General features: G+C 33.2%; 21 protein-coding genes. 19 read left to right on the top strand and 2 right to left on the bottom strand.

Translation table 11 applies throughout. The features are described 5' to 3' along the window. The first annotated feature begins 320 nt into the window (after window positions 1-320). From G6534_RS10205 to G6534_RS10185, 5 genes are all read left to right on the top strand, one after another. Window positions 321-1,391: a YibE/F family protein gene (locus G6534_RS10205; protein ID WP_182082758.1), complete on the top strand. Its 1,071-nt coding sequence runs from the start codon at window positions 321-323 to the stop codon at window positions 1,389-1,391. Next, a complete protein-coding gene (locus tag G6534_RS10200; RefSeq protein WP_182082757.1) occupies window positions 1,392-2,141 on the top strand; it encodes a YibE/F family protein in 750 nt (249 codons plus the stop codon). 74 nt (window positions 2,142-2,215) lie between these two features. Continuing rightward, entirely contained in the window at window positions 2,216-3,889 is a 1,674-nt protein-coding gene (locus tag G6534_RS10195) for a glycoside hydrolase family 13 protein (protein ID WP_182082756.1), read from the top strand. A 248-nt stretch (window positions 3,890-4,137) separates the two neighbouring features. Beyond that, window positions 4,138-5,790, top strand: coding sequence for an ArnT family glycosyltransferase (locus G6534_RS10190; RefSeq protein WP_182082755.1), 1,653 nt, complete (start codon window positions 4,138-4,140; stop codon window positions 5,788-5,790). A 174-nt stretch (window positions 5,791-5,964) separates the two neighbouring features. After that, complete coding sequence (locus tag G6534_RS10185) at window positions 5,965-6,843, top strand: ROK family protein (RefSeq protein ID WP_182082754.1); 879 nt, start codon at window positions 5,965-5,967, stop codon at window positions 6,841-6,843. A gap of 58 nt (window positions 6,844-6,901) precedes the next feature. Here the strand turns inward: G6534_RS10185 and G6534_RS10180 are convergent, their stop codons facing one another. Together G6534_RS10180 and G6534_RS10175 are read right to left on the bottom strand one after the other, a co-directional pair. Further along, window positions 6,902-7,528: an NAD(P)H-dependent oxidoreductase gene (locus G6534_RS10180; RefSeq protein ID WP_182082753.1), complete on the bottom strand. Its 627-nt coding sequence runs from the start codon at window positions 7,526-7,528 to the stop codon at window positions 6,902-6,904. Window positions 7,529-7,640: 112 nt separating this feature from the next. Then, a complete protein-coding gene (locus G6534_RS10175; RefSeq protein WP_170073922.1) occupies window positions 7,641-8,561 on the bottom strand; it encodes an aldo/keto reductase in 921 nt (306 codons plus the stop codon). A 297-nt stretch (window positions 8,562-8,858) separates the two neighbouring features. Between G6534_RS10175 and G6534_RS10170 the strand changes: the two genes are divergently transcribed. From G6534_RS10170 to agaB, 14 genes are all read left to right on the top strand, one after another. Then, on the top strand, window positions 8,859-9,587 hold the full coding sequence (locus tag G6534_RS10170; RefSeq protein ID WP_182082752.1) for a GntR family transcriptional regulator: 729 nt from the start codon (window positions 8,859-8,861) through the stop codon (window positions 9,585-9,587). After that, entirely contained in the window at window positions 9,587-10,276 is a 690-nt protein-coding gene (locus G6534_RS10165; RefSeq protein ID WP_182082751.1) for a GntR family transcriptional regulator, read from the top strand. Before G6534_RS10170 ends, G6534_RS10165 begins: the two co-directional genes overlap by 1 nt. Before the next feature lie 13 nt (window positions 10,277-10,289). After that, complete coding sequence (locus G6534_RS10160) at window positions 10,290-10,754, top strand: PTS sugar transporter subunit IIB (protein WP_182082750.1); 465 nt, start codon at window positions 10,290-10,292, stop codon at window positions 10,752-10,754. Window positions 10,755-10,784: 30 nt separating this feature from the next. Then, window positions 10,785-11,624, top strand: coding sequence for a PTS mannose/fructose/sorbose/N-acetylgalactosamine transporter subunit IIC (locus G6534_RS10155; protein WP_182082749.1), 840 nt, complete (start codon window positions 10,785-10,787; stop codon window positions 11,622-11,624). Continuing rightward, window positions 11,605-12,426 carry a PTS system mannose/fructose/sorbose family transporter subunit IID gene (locus tag G6534_RS10150; RefSeq protein WP_182082748.1) on the top strand — a complete coding sequence of 274 codons (822 nt, stop codon included), beginning with the start codon at window positions 11,605-11,607 and terminating at the stop codon, window positions 12,424-12,426. The genes G6534_RS10155 and G6534_RS10150 overlap by 20 nt, the downstream gene beginning before the upstream one ends. A gap of 16 nt (window positions 12,427-12,442) precedes the next feature. Continuing rightward, a complete protein-coding gene (locus G6534_RS10145; RefSeq protein WP_182082747.1) occupies window positions 12,443-13,507 on the top strand; it encodes an SIS domain-containing protein in 1,065 nt (354 codons plus the stop codon). 26 nt (window positions 13,508-13,533) lie between these two features. Beyond that, complete coding sequence (locus tag G6534_RS10140; protein WP_182082746.1) at window positions 13,534-14,529, top strand: SIS domain-containing protein; 996 nt, start codon at window positions 13,534-13,536, stop codon at window positions 14,527-14,529. A gap of 16 nt (window positions 14,530-14,545) precedes the next feature. Beyond that, window positions 14,546-14,968 (top strand): PTS sugar transporter subunit IIA, encoded by a 423-nt coding sequence (locus G6534_RS10135; protein WP_182082745.1) that lies wholly within the window; start codon window positions 14,546-14,548, stop codon window positions 14,966-14,968. Between the two features lie 180 nt (window positions 14,969-15,148). Further along, window positions 15,149-15,841 carry a GntR family transcriptional regulator gene (locus G6534_RS10130; protein ID WP_182082744.1) on the top strand — a complete coding sequence of 231 codons (693 nt, stop codon included), beginning with the start codon at window positions 15,149-15,151 and terminating at the stop codon, window positions 15,839-15,841. A gap of 44 nt (window positions 15,842-15,885) precedes the next feature. After that, window positions 15,886-16,356, top strand: coding sequence for a PTS sugar transporter subunit IIB (locus G6534_RS10125; RefSeq protein ID WP_182082743.1), 471 nt, complete (start codon window positions 15,886-15,888; stop codon window positions 16,354-16,356). Window positions 16,357-16,377: 21 nt separating this feature from the next. Then, window positions 16,378-17,151 (top strand): PTS mannose/fructose/sorbose/N-acetylgalactosamine transporter subunit IIC, encoded by a 774-nt coding sequence (locus G6534_RS10120; protein ID WP_238788894.1) that lies wholly within the window; start codon window positions 16,378-16,380, stop codon window positions 17,149-17,151. Beyond that, window positions 17,141-17,968, top strand: a complete 828-nt coding sequence (locus tag G6534_RS10115) for a PTS system mannose/fructose/sorbose family transporter subunit IID (RefSeq protein ID WP_238788893.1) — start codon at window positions 17,141-17,143, stop codon at window positions 17,966-17,968. The genes G6534_RS10120 and G6534_RS10115 overlap by 11 nt, the downstream gene beginning before the upstream one ends. Before the next feature lie 28 nt (window positions 17,969-17,996). Then, window positions 17,997-19,010 (top strand): SIS domain-containing protein, encoded by a 1,014-nt coding sequence (locus tag G6534_RS10110; RefSeq protein WP_182082741.1) that lies wholly within the window; start codon window positions 17,997-17,999, stop codon window positions 19,008-19,010. Window positions 19,011-19,261: 251 nt separating this feature from the next. Beyond that, window positions 19,262-20,488, top strand: a complete 1,227-nt coding sequence (agaB, locus tag G6534_RS10105; RefSeq protein ID WP_238788927.1) for a PTS galactosamine transporter subunit IIB — start codon at window positions 19,262-19,264, stop codon at window positions 20,486-20,488.

Below are 20,488 nucleotides of genomic sequence, written 5' to 3'. Positions count from 1 at the left end.
ATAAAATACCCACATGGCTAAATTGTTAAAACTTATCCATGCGGGCTTAAAATTTCATAGTTTAATAGGCCGACACGGATTCAATCCACTTCAGACTGAATCCATCTCGGACCAATCTGAATTATCGGCTTTGCCAACGAACGTTTACGATGTTTAGAGAGTTAAATGATTTCATAATATATTCTCCTAACAAATTTGATGTCTCAAATATATTTCAATAATCACGGATTGTCAACCACAAATTATTAATACGAAAATTATTAACTTTTTTCTGAAAAAACATATAATGTAGACATCGGCAGAAATGCGAGGAATTTTTTATGAAAAAAAATATTCGGATGCTCTTATTAGTTGGACTATTAGTCATCTTGGCAACGGTCTTTACTCATTTCGACAGTTTTTTGTACAAAAATCCAGTTATGAAAGTACAAGAAGTTCAGATTTTACATAAGAGTACGTCAACCGATCAATATAAAAACACCGATACGCAAATTACTCAACGTGTCAGTGGAACTTTATTGAATCGTAAACATGAAAAAGTAACTTTTAGAAATACGTATTACAAATCACAGTTGATCGATACGAAATATACAAAGGGTCAACAAGTGATATTAACTAGATCAGGAAAAAATTATACGCCGCAAAATATTAAACGTGATACTAGTATTGTCTTTACTGTTGGGCTAGTAGTTTTCTTGTTATTCTGTATGAAATTCGACCGTAAACGATTGTTCATCAGTGTTTTGATCAATGCCGTAATTTACTATGGCTTTATTCAAATTATTATTAAAACTCACGATAGTATCTTATTGCCATTAACCGTTATAACGGCTTTGCTGATATCTGCAACGGCGTTATTAGTGATTTTAGGACCGAGCTATCAAGCATTAATGGCTTACTCAAGTACTGTTTTATCAACGACAGTGGCAATCTTGTTGAGTGTCTTTGTTTTGGGATTATCCAATTATAGTGGAATCCATCTGGAATTGACTGATTTTGAATTACAGCCATATTTAGGTGTCTTTTTATCACAAGTTATCTTCAGTGTCTTAGGTGTCATTTTGGATGAGACGATGGATATTTCTTCTTCGTTGATTGAAATGAAAAAAGAAGTTACAGACATTGCTGAAAATAAGCTGTTTAAATCTGGCATCAATATTGGTAAGGAATTGATTGGACCGTTAATCAATATTTTGTTATTTATCGTGATTGCTGAAGATTTAAATGTGGTCTTACTGTATTTGAGCAATGGAAACTCGGTTGGTTATACGTTGAACATGACTTTGAGTTTAGGAATTACTCAATTGTTGATCAGTGCAATTGGGATTGTTTTGACTGTACCAATGACAAGTTTTATTGCTAGTCGAATAATTACAAGGAAGGTGAAATAAATGTTGTATCTATTTTTGACCTTCGTTGTTTTATTATTAATCGTCATGGGAACACGAGGTTTGACCTTATTATTTGGATTAGGAATCAATGTCGTATCAGTCTTAGCTTTGTTGATATTGATTGCTGATGGATTCAATATTTTAATTACTACCGGCATTATCGCCATGGTTATTTTGGTTGTAGCGATTTATATGAACGTTGATAATGGGAAAACTGCCAGCACGGCTTTTAAAACGTCATTATTGATAATGGTAGTAATTTTGTTAATTACAGTACCTTTGGAATTTTGGGCTAATGCGCAAGGTTTAGCAGCAGAAAATCAGGATGAATTGGAATCCTTCTCGCTAGCAGCGGGGATATCGTATCCACAATTAGCCATTTCTATTATTGTGATCAACAGTTTGGGAGTTATCTCAGAAACTAGTGTTGCTATAACGAGTGGGTTGAACGAAATTGTCGAAAATAAACCGACTTTAACACCAACAGAAATCTTTAATGATGGTTTTTCCGTTGGTAATAGGATTTTGAATACGCAGACTAATACCTTGCTGTTCAATTTCTTCTCATCCACGTTCCCACTATTTTTTGTAATTCACTCATTAGGCTATGGTGTGGGTGAAATCGTAAATGATAAGTTGGTAGTGGCAGAGGTGTTGACTACTTTAATTTGTACGATTGGTGTTATTTTGACGGTGCCAATTACTTCTTATTTAGTTTATCGGGGATCGAAAAAAGTTACCGCTAACTAAAATTTTGTAACCGTTGTCAATTATTGAATTTACTTTTAGAATGAAGTTAATGCACTAAGAGGGGGAATTCAAAAATGGTAAAAAGTGATTGGTGGAAGAAATCAGTCGTTTATCAAGTTTATCCAAGAAGTTACCAAGATAGTAATAATGATGGTATTGGTGATTTACCTGGTTTGACTAGTCGTTTAGCTTATATTAAGAATTTGGGTGCTGATGTTATTTGGCTGAATCCAATTTATAAGTCACCGGATAAAGATAACGGTTATGATATTAGCGATTATCGCAGCATTCAACCTGAATATGGAACTATGGATGATTTCAACCAAATGCTTCAAAGAGCACACAGTCTAGGTTTGAAAATCATGATGGATCTAGTTGTAAATCATACATCCGACCAAAATAAGTGGTTCCAAGAGAGTAAAAAGTCAAAAGATAATCCATATCGTGATTATTATGTTTGGCGTGATCCAGTAGATGGACATGAACCTAATAACTGGGGTTCATATTTCAATGGTTCTACTTGGAAATTCGATGAAACTACTGGACAATATTACTTACATTTGTTTGCTGAAGGACAACCTGATTTGAATTGGGAAAATCCTAAAGTCCGTGATGAAGTTTGGAATGTCATGCGTTTTTGGCTCGATAAGGGTGTTGATGGTTTTAGAATGGATGTCATTAATTTGATTTCTAAACCACAAGGACTACCTGATGGACAAAAAGCTCCTGATGAAAAATACGCTGATGTTGGAAAAGTAGTTGCTGACGGACCACGTTTGAATGAATTCTTACAGGAAATGAATCAAAAAGTCTTATCAAAATATGACGTTATGACGGTTGGTGAAATGCCTGATTCAACGCCAGAAGATGCTATTAAATATACTGGTTTGGATTCACATGAACTGAATATGGTCTTTCAATTTGATCACGTAACATTGTCTGGAAATCCTGATAAACGTTTGGGTAAATGGTATGACGAACCAATTAAATTAGTTGATTTGAAGAAGTCATTGAGTACTTGGGAAACAAAACTTAATGGCAAAGGTTGGAACAGCTTGTATTGGAACAATCACGATCAACCAAGAGCAGTTTCCAGATTCGCTACCGATGATCCTAAGTATCGTGTTAAAGCTGCTAAAATGTTAGGAACAACTTTACACATGATGCAAGGAACTCCTTATGTATATGAGGGTGAAGAGTTGGGAATGACAAATGTTCATTATTCAAAGCTTTCTCAATTTGAAGATGTAGAATCTTTGAATGCTTATCATGAATTTGTAGATGATGAAAAGATTGTTGATAAGGATTCAATGCTAAAATATTTGTCTTATAAGTCGAGAGACAATGCCAGAACGCCAATGCAATGGGATAAAACTAAGAATGCTGGTTTCACCAGTGGAAATCCTTGGTTTGATTTGAATCCTAATTATCAAACAATCAATGCTAGGGACCAAATTGAAGATCCAGATTCTGTCTTTAGTTATTACAAGAAGTTAATTGAATTACGTCATAAGAGTGATTTGATTATTTATGGTGATTATGAATTGTTAGATCCAGATGACGAAGAAATGTTTGCTTATAAGCGTCGTTATAACGATGAGACATTATTAGTTATGAGTAACTTTACCGATAAAGAGATTACCCGTGATTATGATCAAAAAGATGGTCAGTTATTGATTGGTAATTACGATGATGACGAAAATATGAATTTGAGACCTTATGAATCAAAGGTATATTTATTTAGATAATAAGATTTGAGATGTGATAGATTGATGTCACATCTTTTTTTTATATTGGGAAATAGTATTCAGTACATCAGAAGTTTGCTTGTAAAATATTTATAACAGTCCTAGAATTTTAATGTGTGAATTATTGAATATGATATATATTTTCGTTACGGGGAACAAAACATATCAAAATAAAGCATGGCAATCCAATAAATTACCATGCTTTGTTAGTGTGTCATATGAAATAAATAATTGTATGGGGATTACTTATGAAGTATTTGAAAAAAATGGGGGAGAATCGCTATCTTTTAATAATTTTAGCGATATCAATAGTATTTTTAGGTTTTTTCTTGTATAAAATCGGCAGTATTCCAGGTCTTTTTATAGATGAAACCAATTATATGAATGAGGTCATCAGTGAAACCAAGTTTTCAACTGATATAAATGGATTACATGATCCAGTTTATTTTGGTAGTGTCTGGGGTCAAGGCCAGTCAGTTTTATATTCTTGGATTGTACTACCAGTGGTTAAGCTGTTTGGTTTTACAACAACAATATTTAGATTACCAATGGCTATTTTGACTTTTGTGACTATTCTAAGTTTTTCAATCGTTTTATACACTAGTCAAAAAGATAAATTGTTGGCTGTTTGCGTTTTAATCACTATGTTGACTTCACCCTGGATATTTATTTCTGGTAGATGGGTCTTAGATGCTAATATTGCTCCTGTGTTTGTTGCCTTGAGTTTGATTACTTTATTTTTGGCAATTAATGACAACCAAAAAAATATTTCTCTATTAGTTTGGATAGTAGTTTCAGGAATATTATTAGGATTATCGGCATATGGGTATATTGCCGCGTGGATTTATTTACCGATCTTAGTGATGTTACTGACGGGAATGATTTTGATTAAAAGATGGTTGCCTATAAAGCTTTTAGTAACATGGTTGATTATTATTTTAATAATGGCCATACCATTAATTGTTTTTGCTTATCGAGTAAATGTTCAACATATTAATCATATTTCTAAATTTTTATTCTTTGAATATCCCTATTTAAGAGCCAATCGAACGAGTTCGTTAGTTGATATGAGCAATGGAGTCATAACTGGGATAAAGCAGAATATGTTAATTGGTGCTCAGCAATTCTTTTTAGGAACAGATAATTTAACACAAAATAGTGTGGCTCCTTTTGGAGTGATTTCTATTCCAACATTATTATTAGGATTTTTTGGTTTCTTTATAAGGACACCTAATTTGAGCAAAAAGGCTAAAATCATGCGGACCATTAGCTTAATTGGATTGGTTAGTTTTATTCCTTGCATGATGGTAATTAAAGCTAACTATAATCATTGGAATTTATTATGGATGCCTATGTTGGCTTTAGTAGGTTTCGGACTGTTTTCTGTCATAAGTGCTTTGAAAGTTCGTTTGAGAAATCCGATGCTTTCATACGTTATTCTCTTCTTACCGATAGCCTTTTTGACAGTATTTGTAGGCAAAGCCTATTTTGGATTTGATGGTAGTAAGAATTTTTTTAATAATTTCAATGGATCTTATGAGGAAACTCGGGAAATTGATTCAATGATGAGCAAAAAATATCCTAAATCTAGATTGTATATGACGGATATGAGTAGCAATTTTGCAGTTTTTCGTTTAGTAAGAAATCCTATTAGCAGTACGGAATATGTTGTTGAAAAAGGCCCTGAATTGGAAAGTAAAAGAAATGAAGTAGGAATTGGGCCAGAAACTCAGTATGATTATTTGAGAGATTATTCAAGAATCGCTGAGGCAAAATCCGGTGATATTGCAATGGTCTTTGTGGGTGATGAAAATTATAATCTTACTAAAGATAAACATTGGCATGTTTTGAAGAAAGATAAATTCAACCATCATGATGTTTGCCTTGTTCAAAAAGTATAAAAAACAGTTATTTTAAAGGTTATAAAATTTACCCAAAGGTTAAAATTTTTATTTAGGTTACTTGTAGTTGCTTGAGTTCGAGCGGTGAAAGGTAGTCTATTTTTTTGTAAATTGACTTCAAATGTATATACTTTTATACTGAAAGCGTTAACAAAAGAGTGGGGGCTAGATAAAATGAGTGATTTAGGTTTAATTGACATCGGTGGTACATCTATAAAATTAGCTGTTATGAAAAATCAAAAATTGGAGAAATTACCTTCAATTCCTACTCCGAAGACTTTAGAGGAATTTTATTCTGACTTAAATGAAAATGTAGCAAAAATGAAATCAGAATATCAAATTAAAGGTGTAGGAATTAGTTCTCCAGGTGCGGTTAATAAGAAAACTGGTGTGGTAGAAGGGGCTTCAGCCATTCCTTATATCCATAATTTTAAAATCCAACAAGCTTTGTCAGATAAATTTGGATTACCTGTAAGTATGGAAAATAATGCTAATTGCGCAGCGTTGGCAGAGTTAGATTCTGGTGCTGGAAAGGGTGTTTCTAGTCTTTTATTCTTGATCATTGGAACTGGCGTTGGCGGCTCAGTTATTGTTAATCATCAAATTTGGCATGGCGCACACTTATTTGGTGGCGAATTTGGATACACGTTGGTCGATGATAAAAATATACTCAGTAATTTAGCTACCTCAGTTGGCGTGGCTAAAAGATATAACGAATCCTCTCAACCCAAAACTAACTATTCTGGTAAAGAGGTCTTTAATTTAGCGGATCAAGGCGATGTTCGAGCACAAAAAGAGGTCCAAACCATGTATTCTTCGCTTGCCAAAGGGATTTACAATTTGCAGTATAGTTTCGATCCTGAACTCATTGTTTTAGGTGGTGCCGTATCTAATAACCCACATTTGATTCCTGAAGTTAATAAAGAAATTGAAAAGATTCGTCAAATTGTTAAAATTGCTTCCGTCAAACCTAAAATAGTTCCTTGTGAATATACGGATGAAGCTAATTTGCGTGGATCCTATGTTGATTTTTGCCAAACTTATCATCAATGAAAGTACGAAATAAAAAGAAGCTGCGATTTTTGAATCGCAACTTCTTTTTTGTACATTTTTAAAAATTTTGACCAGCAATTTTAGCTTCATCATAGGCATCGTCTAATATTTCAATGGTATTCATCGGATCAACATCCATACCTTCGGCGAAGACACTAGAATAGTCATCAATACCAATGACATGTAGCATCATTTTGAGATATTCATCAGCTAAATCTTTAATTTGTGGATCATCGATCGAAACGTTTTTATGATATCTGTTACCACTAGCTTGCAAGTGAATTGCTTTTTTATCATGTAGTTTGTTCAGTGAGCCATGCAAAGTATCGTGAGAAGCCATTATCATGTCAATGTAACTTTTCATTTCGGCAGGGATGAAGAGATTGTACATTGGATTAACGAAAACGTATTTGTCAGCGTGATTAAACTCATCAATCCACATCTGACGGGCGTCATTGAAGCGCTTTTCATCGACATCTAAATCACATTTAGCTAATTTCTTGTTATAAATTGAAACGGCAAATTTGTTTAATGGATAAGGCATATATTCAGAAACGTTGTGAACTACGACTTCGTCATTAGGGTTAGCTTCTTGGTACGCATTGATAAAATGTTTGTATAATTCGTGCGTTGAAGATCCCTTTTCGGTCAAAGGATGGGCATAAATTACGAGTACTTTTGGCATAGGAAGTTCCTCTTTTTTAATAATTTATTTACATTATAAACCAAAAGAAGGCAGTTCTTTCAAAAATTAGAAATGAAAGAACTGCCTTTTTGTTATGACAAATTTTTAAAATTTATGGTAAATCATTACCTGCTGCGAAGTAAACGTCGTACCACTCTTGCTTAGTAAGGTCTACGTCTCCACCTTTGGCACTATCAGCGATATGCTCTGGATTCATAGTACCGATAATAACTTGAATGTCGGCAGGATGTCTAAGAATCCAAGCTGCGGCAATGGCATTTTTACTTACGCCATATTTGTCAGCGAGTTTTTGGAGAACTTTGTTCAATTCTGGGAACTTGTCGTTGTTAATGAAAGTACCAGCAAACATGCCATATTGGAATGGTGACCAGGCTTGAATTGTAACGCCCATACGTCTAGAAAATTCAAGAATACCGCCATCATGGTTGATAGAACGAGTATCAGTCATGTTAGTGTGCATGCCAAAGTCAATCATACCAGTATGCATAATGCTGAATTGAAGTTGATTAATCATTAAACGTTGGTCGACCGCTTCCTGAACGAGTAAATATTGTTGAGGATTAAAGTTAGAAACACCAAAGTGACGGACTTTACCTGATTTTTGCAATTCATCAAATGCTTCAGCGACTTCTTCAGGTTCCATCAATGGGTCTGGACGGTGCAAAAGGAATGAATCAAGATAATCGACACCTAAACGTTCTAGTGAACCATCAACAGCATCAATCAAATGTTGTTTTGTGAAATCATATCTCTTACCAGAAACGATACCACCTTTTGATTGAATGAATAGTTGATCACGATTTACACCGCTTTGCTTGAGTGCTTGACCGAAGATTTTTTCGGAATCTCCACCACCATAGATGTCAGCTGAGTCAATAAAATTAATGCCACTATCATAAGCTGTATCGATAGCCTTAGCAGCTTGATCCACAGTCAAACTGTTCATACGCATGATACCAAGTGCAATAGCTGAAGCTTGCCAGTTACTTTCACCAATATAACGTTGTTTCATTTATTTTTGCCTCCAATATTTAAATATCACCTTAATTATTGAGGGTTTGGTGGGGGATGTCAATTGGTTTGTTTGCGGTTACATTGTGTATATATGGTATGTTCCAAACGTTAAAAATAAATAAAAAAACACATCATCATGTATTGACAGCATTTATGTATGCGTTTACAATAATTGTGGTATCAAAAAGAGCTAACATGTATCTTATTGGTGCTAAGGAATGCTTATATATCGGCCGATATATTTTATTTTGAGTATAACAAATAAAAAAAAGCACCCAGAAACAGGGGTAAAATAATGGAATATAAAGATATTTCTTCTGTAAGAAAAGTAGAGGAAGATCTTTTACTTTTAATGAGAGATAGAACAGAGTTCTCATCAGAAAGGAAAATATCTGATGAATTGGGAGTAAGTCGTTCTGTTATAAGGTCAGCTATTCATCGTTTAGAAAGTAATAATGAACTGATTAGAGTTGATGGAAAATTAAGGGCAAATAAAACAATATCAATTAATATGCTTGGTTCCGGGTCTATGAGTGAAGAATTACAAATGGATAATCAGGATGTAGAAGTAGTTCAGCTTTCTAGAGGTTTAGTTAATTATCCGAGCACAAAAATCAAAAGATTTTTTGATGGAAAAAAAGGATCAAAATTAATAAGGATAGAACGAATACGTAAAAATGAAGGTGTACCTATTTCATATGAAATTGCTTACGTCAATAATTCTTGTTTTCCTAAACTTTTAAGTAGTGATTTTGAAAAAGGTTCCCTATACAAAACCTTAGAGAAATATTATTCAGTAAAGGTTGCTTATGGACGAGAAGAAATTTCATGTGTTAAAGCAGATGAAAAAAAATCTCAAATTTTAGGGATACCTTTAGATTTTCCATTGTTTAAAGTATCGAGTTATAACTTTGATGCCGATGATAATCCTATTGAACATACAGACCAATTTTTATCAGGAAGTAAATTTCAATATATTCTTCACGCTACCAATATTTTTGATTATAAGGAGGATTTAGATTGATGACCTTATTCGATAAAATAGCAAACGAATTATCTGAAAAAATTACAAATGGTAAATATTTGTCTGGAGAAGAGATTCCTAATGAAGTAGAACTTCAAAAAATGTATGACGTGAGCAGAACGACTGTCCGAAAAGCTATAGATCAGTTGGTGGATGACGGTTTAGTCATACGTAAGAGAGGGGTTGGATTATTTGTAGCACCATCAATGTCAAATCAAAATATTTTAGAAATGACAGGTGTTATGAAATCAGAGGATGTTCAAATAAATAAACAGCAAGTAAAAGAAAGCTTTTTAAGAAAAGCTGGTCCTTATTTTGCCGATGAGTTAAAGATTAAAAAATCAGATTTGGTTTATTATATTGTCTTTTTACAACTTGATAAGGATGGAATCACAAAAGAAATTTTAGTTCTTCCATTAAGTAATTATCCAAACTTTAAAGTATCTAGTATTAAGGTTCTTTCAATAATGGAGAGTATGAACACTGGATTACAAAGTGTTAGTGATTTAGATCAGATTCTTCGCTTGATTAAAGCGGATCATGAATTAGCAAAGCAACTTGAAATTGATCAAAAGGAACCTGTTTTTAAGATATATAATAAGTTTCTTAATAATAATGAAGAACCAATTGGATTAGAGTATCGATATAAATCCGCAATGAGTACTAAATATGTTGTGGACTTTGATTAGGAGGATATTAATAATGATTGAGTTATTAAGAGTAGATCATAGATTACTTCATGGGCAGGTTGCCGTTGCTTGGTTTGGTTCAGTTGGAGCTAATACAATTTTGGTGGCAAATGACTCTGTAGCAAATGATGAATTTAGAAAATCGGCTATTAGATTAGCTAAACCAGAAAATGCGAAACTAGTAATGAAATCAATTGACGACAGTATTAAAGCAATTAATTCAGGAATCACAGATAAGTATAAGATGTTAGTCGTTGTTGAATCAGTAGCAGACGCAAAGAAACTTATTGAGGGAACAAATAATGTCGTTAAAAGTTTGAATCTTGGAGGAACAAAACCTCGTGAAGGTACAAAAAATTATTCAAAGACGATCAATTTAACTGATGATGAAGTAAGCGCTTTAAAAAAGCTTAAAAATGAAGGAACTGATGTTTATATTCAACAAGTTCCTAGTGAAAGTAGACAAGAATTTAATTAATAAAAATTTATGTAGAGCAGGGTGAAAAATATGAACATGTATTTAACCGCTATTATATTGGCATTAATTGCTATGTTAGCTAATGGTGAATATTTTCTTGGTTCATCTATGCTTTCTCGTCCGTTAGTTACTTGTACACTAACTGGACTAGTAATGGGGAATATTACAGAAGGTATTATTATTGGTGCATCTTTGGAATTGGCCTTTGTAGGATCATTCTCAATTGGTGCTTCTATTCCTCCAGAAATTATTTCTGGTAGTGTACTTGGTACGGCATTTGCAATTGGTGCGGGAAAAAGTACAGCTGTAGCGTTGACATTGGGTATTCCAATTGCATCACTTGTGTTAATTGTAAAGAATATTTGCTTTATCACTATTCTTCCTTATTTTGTTCATAAAGCAGATAGTTATGCCAAAGCCGGTGATGAGCGAGGCGTTGGGAAGATGAATCTATTAGGTGGATTTTTCTCAGTTAATTTACCAATTGGATTGGTTGTTGGTCTTTCATATATGTTTGGTAGTGCAGCTGTAAAATCATTACTTGCTGTAATTCCAAAATTTGTTATTGATGGATTAGGTATTGCCACGGGATTACTTCCAGCATTTGGTTTTGCAATGTTGATGAAAATTATGATTAATAAGAAAAACGTTACATTCTTTATCCTTGGTTTTGCATTGGCAGTTTATATGAAAGTTCCTGTAACGGGTGTTGCAATCTTTGGTGCATGTCTTGCATTGATCTTAACAGGTTACTCAGCATTTAAAGGTAATAAAGTAGTTGAAGAATCAGCTAAAGAAGGTAATAAAGAAAAATCGACTTCAGATGATTCCAATGATGGAGGTATAGATTATGAAAATGAAGAGTTCTAAGGTTCTGACTAAAAAGGATCTTATGTCAACATTCTGGCGCTCATTCACAATGGAATGGGCTTGGAATTATGAACGACAAATGAACCTAGGTTATGCATATTCAATGGGTCCAGCATTGAAAAAACTTTATGGAAATAATAAATCTAAAATGTCAGCCGCATTGAAACGCCATCTTGAATTTTTCAATGTAACCCCATGGTTAAGTACGTTTCCATTAGGTATTTCTATAGCAATGGAAGAACAAAATGCTTTAAGTGATGATTTCGATGAAGACTCGATCAATGCTATTAAGGTTTCTTTAATGGGTCCACTTAGTGGATTAGGTGATTCGTTCTTTTGGGGAACGTTAAGAGTTATTGCAACTGGAATTGGTACTTCGTTAGCTATGCATGGAAATATTTTAGGTCCAATTCTATTCTTACTAGTATTTAACATTCCGGCTATTTTAGCTAGATATTATGGCTTATTTATCGGTTATAACATTGGTACTTCGTTTATTGAAAAGGTACAAAAGACTGGACTTATGGATAAGTTATCTTATGGCGCTTCAGTCTTAGGACTAGCTGTAGTTGGAGCCATGGTTGCTACGATGGTTACGGTAAAAATGCCGCTAAAAATCGGTACTGGTACTGATGCAACCACACTTCAAGGAATTATTGATGGTATTGTTCCAAAAATTCTTCCTTTATTGTTTACATTCTTTGTTTATTGGTTAGATAAGAAAGGCTGGAAAGCACAGTATATTCTATTGCTAATTGCCGCCATTGGTATTTTAGGAGCCTGGACAGGTATTTTGGGTTAAGGAAAGAAGGTTATTTATGAAAAGTATCAAGGATTATGTAAGCCTAGAACAGGAATTTTATAGTAATGTTCTAAAAAATAAAGATGAACTATATGATAGTCAATTTAATGAAGAAATACTGAAAGGTATTTCAAACATCGTTATTTTTGCAACTGGATCAAGTTCAAATGCTGCATACAGTGCTTTACCATTCATGAGTAAAACGACAGGCTTACCGATTTATATTGAGGAGCCATCTATTGCAGCAAATTATTTGTTAAATTTTAATGATGACACTTTGTATCTTGCTATTACACAGGGTGGTCATAGTTATTCCATTATTAATTTAGTGGAAAAATTTGAAAAAAATGGAAAGAAAATTTTTACGCTAACTAGTGATGATAGTAGTCCGGCCTATGAAGTTAGCGATAATGTTCTATCAATGGGAATGCCAATTGAAGAGATGCCGTATGTTAGTGCAGGCTATAGCGTTACTATCTTAGATTTGTTCTTGATTTCAATGAGAATAGGGAATATATTAGGAAATTTATCTGATAGAGAGGAAAGTGACTTTCTTGCTGATATATCTGGAATTATCAATAAAATTCCAGATATTATAGATAGGTCAAATAAATGGATTGAAGATAATATTAACATATTTCAAGATGCTAAGAGACTTGTATGGATTGGGTATGGTTCTACATATGGAGTTTCACGAGAAGGCGAAACAAAAATCACTGAAACAGTTGGTATTAGTTCCTGGGGCAAAGAACTAGAAGAATATATGCATGGTCCATATTTAGGACTCCATGAGGATGATTTGATAATCTTTATAGATCCAAATGGAACTCTTGAAGATCGTGTAGATAGACTGCATGAATTTTTAGAACTACATGTCGATAATGTTTATGTTATTAATTCAGTAAATAAAAAACATGAAAAAGACTTAGATCTAAATGTAACTTGCAATGAATTGTTAGCATCATTATACATGACTATACCTGTGCATTTATTGTCGTTTGAGCTTTCTCAACGTAAGGGAAATGATTTGGAAAAGTCAGCATATCCAGAATTCGATAAGATAACGAAATCAAAAATTTAATTATTATACTAGGAGAATTTATTATTATGAGAAAATTTGATGAACAACATGAATTAGATAGTATGAATGGAGCTTTGAAGTTAAGAGGAGAAATTAACAAGATTATCGATAAGATCAATTCTGAAGGATATTCAAATGTAGCCTGGTTGGGTCAAGGTGGAACATATGCGTCTGCTATGCAGGCTGTTATTCATATGAAGGAAAAATCATCGATTGAAACTTTTGTTCAAAATGCTGCAGAGTATGATGTAACAGGTAATAAGCGTATTACTGATAAAACATTAGTTATTATTTCATCTGTTTCTGGAACTACTGAAGAAGTTGTAAAAGCTATTAAAAAAGTAAATGAAGTTGGATCAACTGTTTTAGGATTCATTGATAAGGCAGGTTCTCCTTTGGCAAAATTATGTACACATGTCATTACTTATCCTGAGAATGAACAATTGAAATTCTTTATGGTTGGAGATCGTCTAATGAATCTTGCAGGTGAATTCCCAGACTATGATGAATTCTATAAAGAAATGGATGAACATTTTGCCGAAGACATCGTTGAGGTAGCTAAGAAATCTGATTCTTTTGGTAAAGAATTCGCTGAAAAGCACCATGATGATGATATACACTATTTTGTCGGTGCAGGTAATCAATGGGGTGCTACATATTCATATGCTATGTGTTATTGGGAAGAACAACATTGGTTAAAAACTAAGTCAATTGAAGCTGCTGAATTTTTCCATGGAATGTTTGAAATCGTAACTAGAGATACACCAGTAACAGTTTATGTGGGAGAAGATTCTCAAAGAGCATTGAGTGAGCGCGTTGCAAAATTCTTACCTGAAATTTGTGGAAATTATACTATTATTGATACAAAAGATTATGAATTAAAGGGAATCTCTGAAAAATATCGTGGAGAAGTTTCACCATTTGTATTCCATCAAATTAATAATAGAATTGATGCTTACATTGAACATATCAATCGTCATCCAATGGATATCCGCCGTTATTATCGTCAATTGCCATATTAGAATGGGAGGATAATGTATGATACCTATTTTAGTTATTACACATGGAGAATCGGCATCAAAGTTGGTTGAAACCGCAGAAATGATTACGGGAAAACAGGATGAATGTCAAACCGTTAAGTTTGTTATGGGAGAGTCTTTGGACAAGTTAAAGGACGATATAGTAGATCACATTAATAAATTTGAGAACACTAGTGATATGCTATGTTTAGCAGATTTAAAGGGAGGCACTCCATTTAATGTTTTGGTTGAATTAACCAAGAAATATCCAAAAATGGATATTATAACTGGAGTTAATGTGCCTATGCTTATGGAAACGTTTATACAAAGAACTATTGGCATTTCAAAAGAGAATCTTATCCGTAAGGCTATAGATGCTGGTCATAAGGGAATCTATAGATATGAACATGTACTGTCCAAAAAAGATGATGAAGAGTTTTAAAAATAGATATAAAGATAGTCAAAAAGAGGTCATGAACTGCAGAATCTCGTTTTGATTATCTTTTTTTTTGTAAAAATAGTGATTTTTTTGTAAAAATCGTTGACAAAGGTAGCGCTTACAATTACCCTAGTAATTGAAGATGATTACTTGAGTAGTCAAGTTGAAAGATAGGTTAATAAAATGCAAATTAATAGAAAAAATACTCGTAAAAATATTAGGGCACAAATAGTTGCAGATATACAAAATGAAATATATAAAAATGGATCTATCGGGGACAAACTACCATCTGAATCTGAGTATTCAAAGATATACGGTGTGGCTAGATCAACAGTTCAAAAAGCTTTGAGCGATTTAGAAAATTTACAATTAATAGAAAGAATCCAAGGGAAGGGTAGTTTTATCAAGTATAATCAACCCAAAATTGACATTATAAATTATAAAGGATTTTCTGATTTTGCATCACAAATTGATAATAACCCCATCACTAAAACATTAGAAAAGACTGTTACTAATAATCATCTATACTTGAAGAGACTTAGAGGAATAAAAAATAGCGAGGAGATGATATGGCTTACGTTAGATGAATCTGAATTGGATTTATCACAATATCCAGGGTTAGATAAGTATGATTTTGAAGATAATTCATTATATGAAGTTTTAAGAAAAAAATATTCTGTTTTTCCATCGAAGGCTGATATTTCAGCTAATGCAATAATTAGCAATAAAAATATTTCAAATTTATTTAATGCTAAGGAAGGAATCCCTTTGTTACAAATGGAAGGTGATATATATGATTCAAATGATATTGTTGTTGAACATGTCATAGTTACATACGGTGAACAAGCTAATTTTAAATTTGTTGTAGGAATATAACAGAAAATATGAATAATTTATATAGAGATTAGGAGATGAAATAAATGATTGAAATGTTGAGAGTCGATCATAGATTGCTTCATGGACAAGTTGCTTTTTCGTGGACATCTACTTTGGGTGCTGATTGTATTTTGATAGCTAATGATACCGCTGCTACTAATGAATTAAAAAAAACTGCCATGAGATTAGCAAAACCGAATGGCGTTAAATTGGTAATAAAGACAGTACCAGATTCTATTAAGGCCTTAAATAAAGGAGTTACGGATAAATATAAGTTATTCATTGTAGTTTCAAATATAAACGATGCAAAGGAAATAGTGGAAAACTATCAAGGAGTTAAAAGTATTAATATCGGTGGAACCTCACCAGCCGATGATAAAACTAATATCACAAAAACAATTGCTGTAACGTCTAAAGAAAAGGAGGTGATGCGAAAATTAATTAATAATGGAGTAGATATTTATATACAAATGGTTCCAAGTAATTCAAAAGTTAGTGTAGAGAAGCTACTTTAGAAATTTGAAAGGGTGTTTGGAATGATATTAAAAGCGTTTTTACTCGCGTGTGTTGCATTTATTGGAAAATTAGATTTAGCAACGGGTACTAACCAAATTCAACGGCCAATCATCTTGGGTCCCATTGTAGGATTGATAATGGGAAATTTGAGTATGGGTGTCACAATTGGTGCTACATTGGAATTAGCATTTTTAGGCTCCTATTCTGTAGGTGCATTTATTCCACCCGATGTAATCGTTGGAGGAGTTCTAGGAACAGCTTTTGCAATTCAAACCGGAAAAGGTCCTGCAGTTGCGTTTACAATGGCATTTCCTATCGCCTTGTTAGCTTTGATATTTGATAATGTCATTTTTGCTTTAGTAAGACCAATGTTAGGTAAAATGGCAGATAAGTATGCTGCTAAAGGGAACGCAAAAGCTGTAAATACGGTTCATATGATTGCTGGATTTATAATGTGTGCCATGTTAGCAATTATTGTATTTGTTGGATATCTCCTTGGAGGATCTCAAATTAAAATGTTTGTTAATGCAATACCAAAACCAATTATTAATGGTTTGACTATTGCTACAGGGCTTTTACCAGGTATTGGATTTGCAATGCTGGCACAAATGATTATGAATAAAAAGATCTTGCCATTCTTCTTCTTAGGCTTTTTACTATCAGCTTACTTCAAAGTACCTGTTATTGGAATTGCTCTTTTGGGATTGATTCTTGTAACGGTACTTGTACGGTTTATGAATAATGAGAAAACTGTTAAAACCGAGACTAAAGGAGAGGATGATAATGAATTCTAATGAAAGAATGTTGAATAAAAAGGATCTTCGAAAAATGTTTTGGAGATCGTTACCAATGGAATTTTCGTGGCATTATGAACGACAAATGCATATGGGATTTGAATATATGATTTCTTCAGGTCTACAGAAGATATATAAAGATGATCCTGAAGGATTGAAAAAATCTTTAGTTAGAAATCTTGAATTTTTCAATTGCACAGCTCATGTAACACCGTTTATCGGTGGTGTCACATTGGCTATGGAAGAGGAAAATGAAAAGACAGATGATTTCGATGTTTCTTCTATAAGTGCTGTTAAAGCGGCCCTTATGGGGCCACTAAGTGGTTTAGGTGATTCAATTATTTTAGGAACATTGCGTGTTCTTGCTGTTGGCATTGGTGCATCTATTGCTATAAAAGGAAATATATTAGGATCTATATTATTTTTCCTAATATTCAATATACCTACATTCATTTTGAGATATTACACAGCAATGAAGGGATATGAATTAGGCGCTAATTATATTACTAAAATCCAAAAATCAGGGGCAATGGAAATGTTTATGTTAGCGGCAGGAATACTAGGAGTAATGGTTATTGGTGGTATGATAAATAATCTAGTAGTTGCTACAACGGCATTAAAAATTGGTACAGGTAGTGGAGCTACTAAAATACAAGATGTGTTGGATGACATCTTACCCGGAATGTTGCCATTAGGTTTTACTGGAATCTATTATTATCTTTTATCTAAGAAGATAAATGTTATCTGGCTAATCATAGGAACAGCAGTTTTTGGAATTATATGTGCTGAATTCGGTATTCTTAAAGTTAATGGTTAAATAAAATATATTAAGGAGATTTTATAACATGCTAAAATTTGATGAAGATAAATATAGAAATGATTTAACGGCTCAAGTAAATGCAATTGCTGATGGAAAAAAAATTGCCGATGAAATAACAAAACAAGGGTACGATAATATTTTCTTTGTTGGTGTTGGTGGTACATATGCAATGATGATGAATTTTGTTACACTGGCAAAACAATATACAAAGATTCCTGTATATCTTGAGCAAGCAGGTGAATTAGTATTAGTTGATAATCCACATTTAACTAAAAACTCATTAGTAATTACGGGATCAAAGTCTGGGGATACTAAAGAAATTGTTAATGCTGAAAAGTGGCTAAAAGAAAAAGGGATCAGAATTGCAGCAATGGTTATGAGCAAAGAGTCAGCTGTTGGAGAATTATGCGATTGGCGTATTCCATTACAAGTATTTAAAGGCGTCGAATTTGAATATTTAAGTATGTATGGTATTTTTTATGGACTACTTGCGGATAATGGAGACTTTCCAAGATTTGATGAATTTTATGATCAAATTAAATCAAATATGGTAGAGGGAATCATTAATACCCAAAAGAATTTTGATAATAGAGCAGAAGAAATAGCAAAAAAGTATTACAATACCGATTATCAAATGTGGATCGGTGGTGGAGAACTTTGGGGAGAAGTTTATTTATACACAATGTGTATTCTAGAAGAAATGCAATGGTTAAAGACTAAGGCCGTAACCTCTGCAGAGTTTTTCCACGGTACTTTGGAATTAGTAGATAAGGATCTTCCAGTATTTTTAGTAAAAAGCGTTGGTAAGTATAGACCATTGGATGAACGTGTTGAAGCTTTCTTGAAAAAAGAAAATAATAATCTAACAGTATTTGATATTAATGATTATATGATTAAGGGGTTTGACAAAGAATTTCAACCAATTATCTCACCAATTATTTCTACTATAATTTTAAATGGAAGATTATCTAAACATCTAGAATCACATTCTGGCCATGATTTGGATATGCGTCGTTATTATCGTCAATTTAAGTACTGATAAAAAAGCCAAATACCGAAGTATTTGACCTAAATGCATGACAAGATATATTTGCAAGAATCAACAATTAGCGGTTGTTGGTTCTTTTTTATTGTCATAATGACATGATTATAGTATGAATTTTAAATATAAGTCAAATATTTAGTGTGATAATAAAGTGAATTCTATATCAAAGTTAATGAAAGCGTTGACATAACACTATAGGCCGATTTATAATAAAGCCATGGTTGTTATATTGATATGACAAGTTGGTGAAAGTATTGAAAAAACAGCCATTTTGGCAGTATGAGCAAATAAGTGCAGATTTAATACGCAAAATAGAAACTGATCAATTACCAGTTGATTCTAAGTTGCCGTCGGAAAAAACTCTATGTGATGAGTATGGTGTTAGTAGAATTACCATAAGAAAAGCATTGGCAGAGCTGGAAGAAAGAAAATACATTGTTAAGAAACAAGGTAGAGGTAGTTTTGTAGAATCTTCTAATCCAGATGATTTAGGAATTGGTTATGTAGATACTCCCAGTGTTCAATTAAAGCGTCATGATCATGATGTGAAAATTAAGCTGGAGGAATTTAGTATTCTGGCATTTGGAGAAGAACAAAAAATCAGAGAATTGATGGGTCTCACAGATTCAGAGTATCTGTATAGAATAAAGCAAATTTATTTATCAGATAGGGTTCCTTTGATTAACAGAATTACCTACTTGTCTTTTAAGGATTTTCCAATGATAAAAGCTAGTGAGATTGAAAATCGTGAATTAATGCCTATGCTGATTCAAAAATACAGTTTAGATCCAACATTTTTATCACATGAAATTAATACTAGCGTGGATGATCATTCTCCGAGGATGATAGTTCTACCAAACTTTTCCCGTAGAAATACATACGTAGAAGCAACGACACAAGGATTTAACGATGAAGGTAATGTTGATTATTTGAGTACTGCAGTTGCTCCATCTGCATCAAAAGTATTCTTTTTAGAAAACGAGGGGGAAACAAATATGTCGGAACCACATATTTTATTAACAAGAATCGATAATCGTTTGGTTCATGGACAAGTTGGTGTCACATGGACAAAAACATTAGGGGCTAATTTAATTTTAGTTGCTAATGATGAAGCTGCAGATGATGTGCTTCAACAAAAATTGATGAAGAGTACAGCTGATTCTTCGGGTGCACAAATCAGATTCTTTACATTAGAGAAAACAATTAAGATTATTGGTAAAGCTGCTGATCGTCAAAAGATTTTTATCGTCGTTAAAACACCGGCCGATGCTCTAGCATTGGTCGAGGGTGGAGTTCCAATCAAAGAAGTAAATGTTGGTAATATGCACTTTGCACCTGGTAAAGAAGAAGTAACTAAGAAAGTGTACGTCGATGATGCTGATAAAAAAGATTTGATGAAATTAGTAGACGCAGGGGTAAATGTTTATATTGAAGATGTACCTGGGGATCACAAAACACAAGTAAACTTCTAA

It is taken from the genome of Companilactobacillus pabuli (assembly GCF_014058425.1).
In the GTDB taxonomy this organism is placed as follows: Bacteria; Bacillota; Bacilli; order Lactobacillales; family Lactobacillaceae; genus Companilactobacillus; species Companilactobacillus pabuli.
The sequence above is the reverse complement of the archived record's forward strand: the minus strand, read 5'-3'. Positions and strand labels throughout refer to the sequence as shown.

Bases quoted from the DNA above. Each gene is read 5' to 3' on its own strand.
- G6534_RS10205 (WP_182082758.1), top strand. From the start codon at position 321: ATGAAAAAAAATATTCGGATGCTCTTATTAGTTGGACTATTAGTCATC.
- G6534_RS10200 (WP_182082757.1), top strand. From the start codon at position 1,392: ATGTTGTATCTATTTTTGACCTTCGTTGTTTTATTATTAATCGTCATG.
- G6534_RS10195 (WP_182082756.1), top strand. From the start codon at position 2,216: ATGGTAAAAAGTGATTGGTGGAAGAAATCAGTCGTTTATCAAGTTTAT.
- G6534_RS10190 (WP_182082755.1), top strand. From the start codon at position 4,138: ATGAAGTATTTGAAAAAAATGGGGGAGAATCGCTATCTTTTAATAATT.
- G6534_RS10185 (WP_182082754.1), top strand. From the start codon at position 5,965: ATGAGTGATTTAGGTTTAATTGACATCGGTGGTACATCTATAAAATTA.
- G6534_RS10180 (WP_182082753.1), bottom strand. From the start codon at position 7,528: ATGCCAAAAGTACTCGTAATTTATGCCCATCCTTTGACCGAAAAGGGA.
- G6534_RS10175 (WP_170073922.1), bottom strand. From the start codon at position 8,561: ATGAAACAACGTTATATTGGTGAAAGTAACTGGCAAGCTTCAGCTATT.
- G6534_RS10170 (WP_182082752.1), top strand. From the start codon at position 8,859: ATGGAATATAAAGATATTTCTTCTGTAAGAAAAGTAGAGGAAGATCTT.
- G6534_RS10165 (WP_182082751.1), top strand. From the start codon at position 9,587: ATGACCTTATTCGATAAAATAGCAAACGAATTATCTGAAAAAATTACA.
- G6534_RS10160 (WP_182082750.1), top strand. From the start codon at position 10,290: ATGATTGAGTTATTAAGAGTAGATCATAGATTACTTCATGGGCAGGTT.
- G6534_RS10155 (WP_182082749.1), top strand. From the start codon at position 10,785: ATGAACATGTATTTAACCGCTATTATATTGGCATTAATTGCTATGTTA.
- G6534_RS10150 (WP_182082748.1), top strand. From the start codon at position 11,605: ATGAAAATGAAGAGTTCTAAGGTTCTGACTAAAAAGGATCTTATGTCA.
- G6534_RS10145 (WP_182082747.1), top strand. From the start codon at position 12,443: ATGAAAAGTATCAAGGATTATGTAAGCCTAGAACAGGAATTTTATAGT.
- G6534_RS10140 (WP_182082746.1), top strand. From the start codon at position 13,534: ATGAGAAAATTTGATGAACAACATGAATTAGATAGTATGAATGGAGCT.
- G6534_RS10135 (WP_182082745.1), top strand. From the start codon at position 14,546: ATGATACCTATTTTAGTTATTACACATGGAGAATCGGCATCAAAGTTG.
- G6534_RS10130 (WP_182082744.1), top strand. From the start codon at position 15,149: ATGCAAATTAATAGAAAAAATACTCGTAAAAATATTAGGGCACAAATA.
- G6534_RS10125 (WP_182082743.1), top strand. From the start codon at position 15,886: ATGATTGAAATGTTGAGAGTCGATCATAGATTGCTTCATGGACAAGTT.
- G6534_RS10120 (WP_238788894.1), top strand. From the start codon at position 16,378: ATGATATTAAAAGCGTTTTTACTCGCGTGTGTTGCATTTATTGGAAAA.
- G6534_RS10115 (WP_238788893.1), top strand. From the start codon at position 17,141: ATGAATTCTAATGAAAGAATGTTGAATAAAAAGGATCTTCGAAAAATG.
- G6534_RS10110 (WP_182082741.1), top strand. From the start codon at position 17,997: ATGCTAAAATTTGATGAAGATAAATATAGAAATGATTTAACGGCTCAA.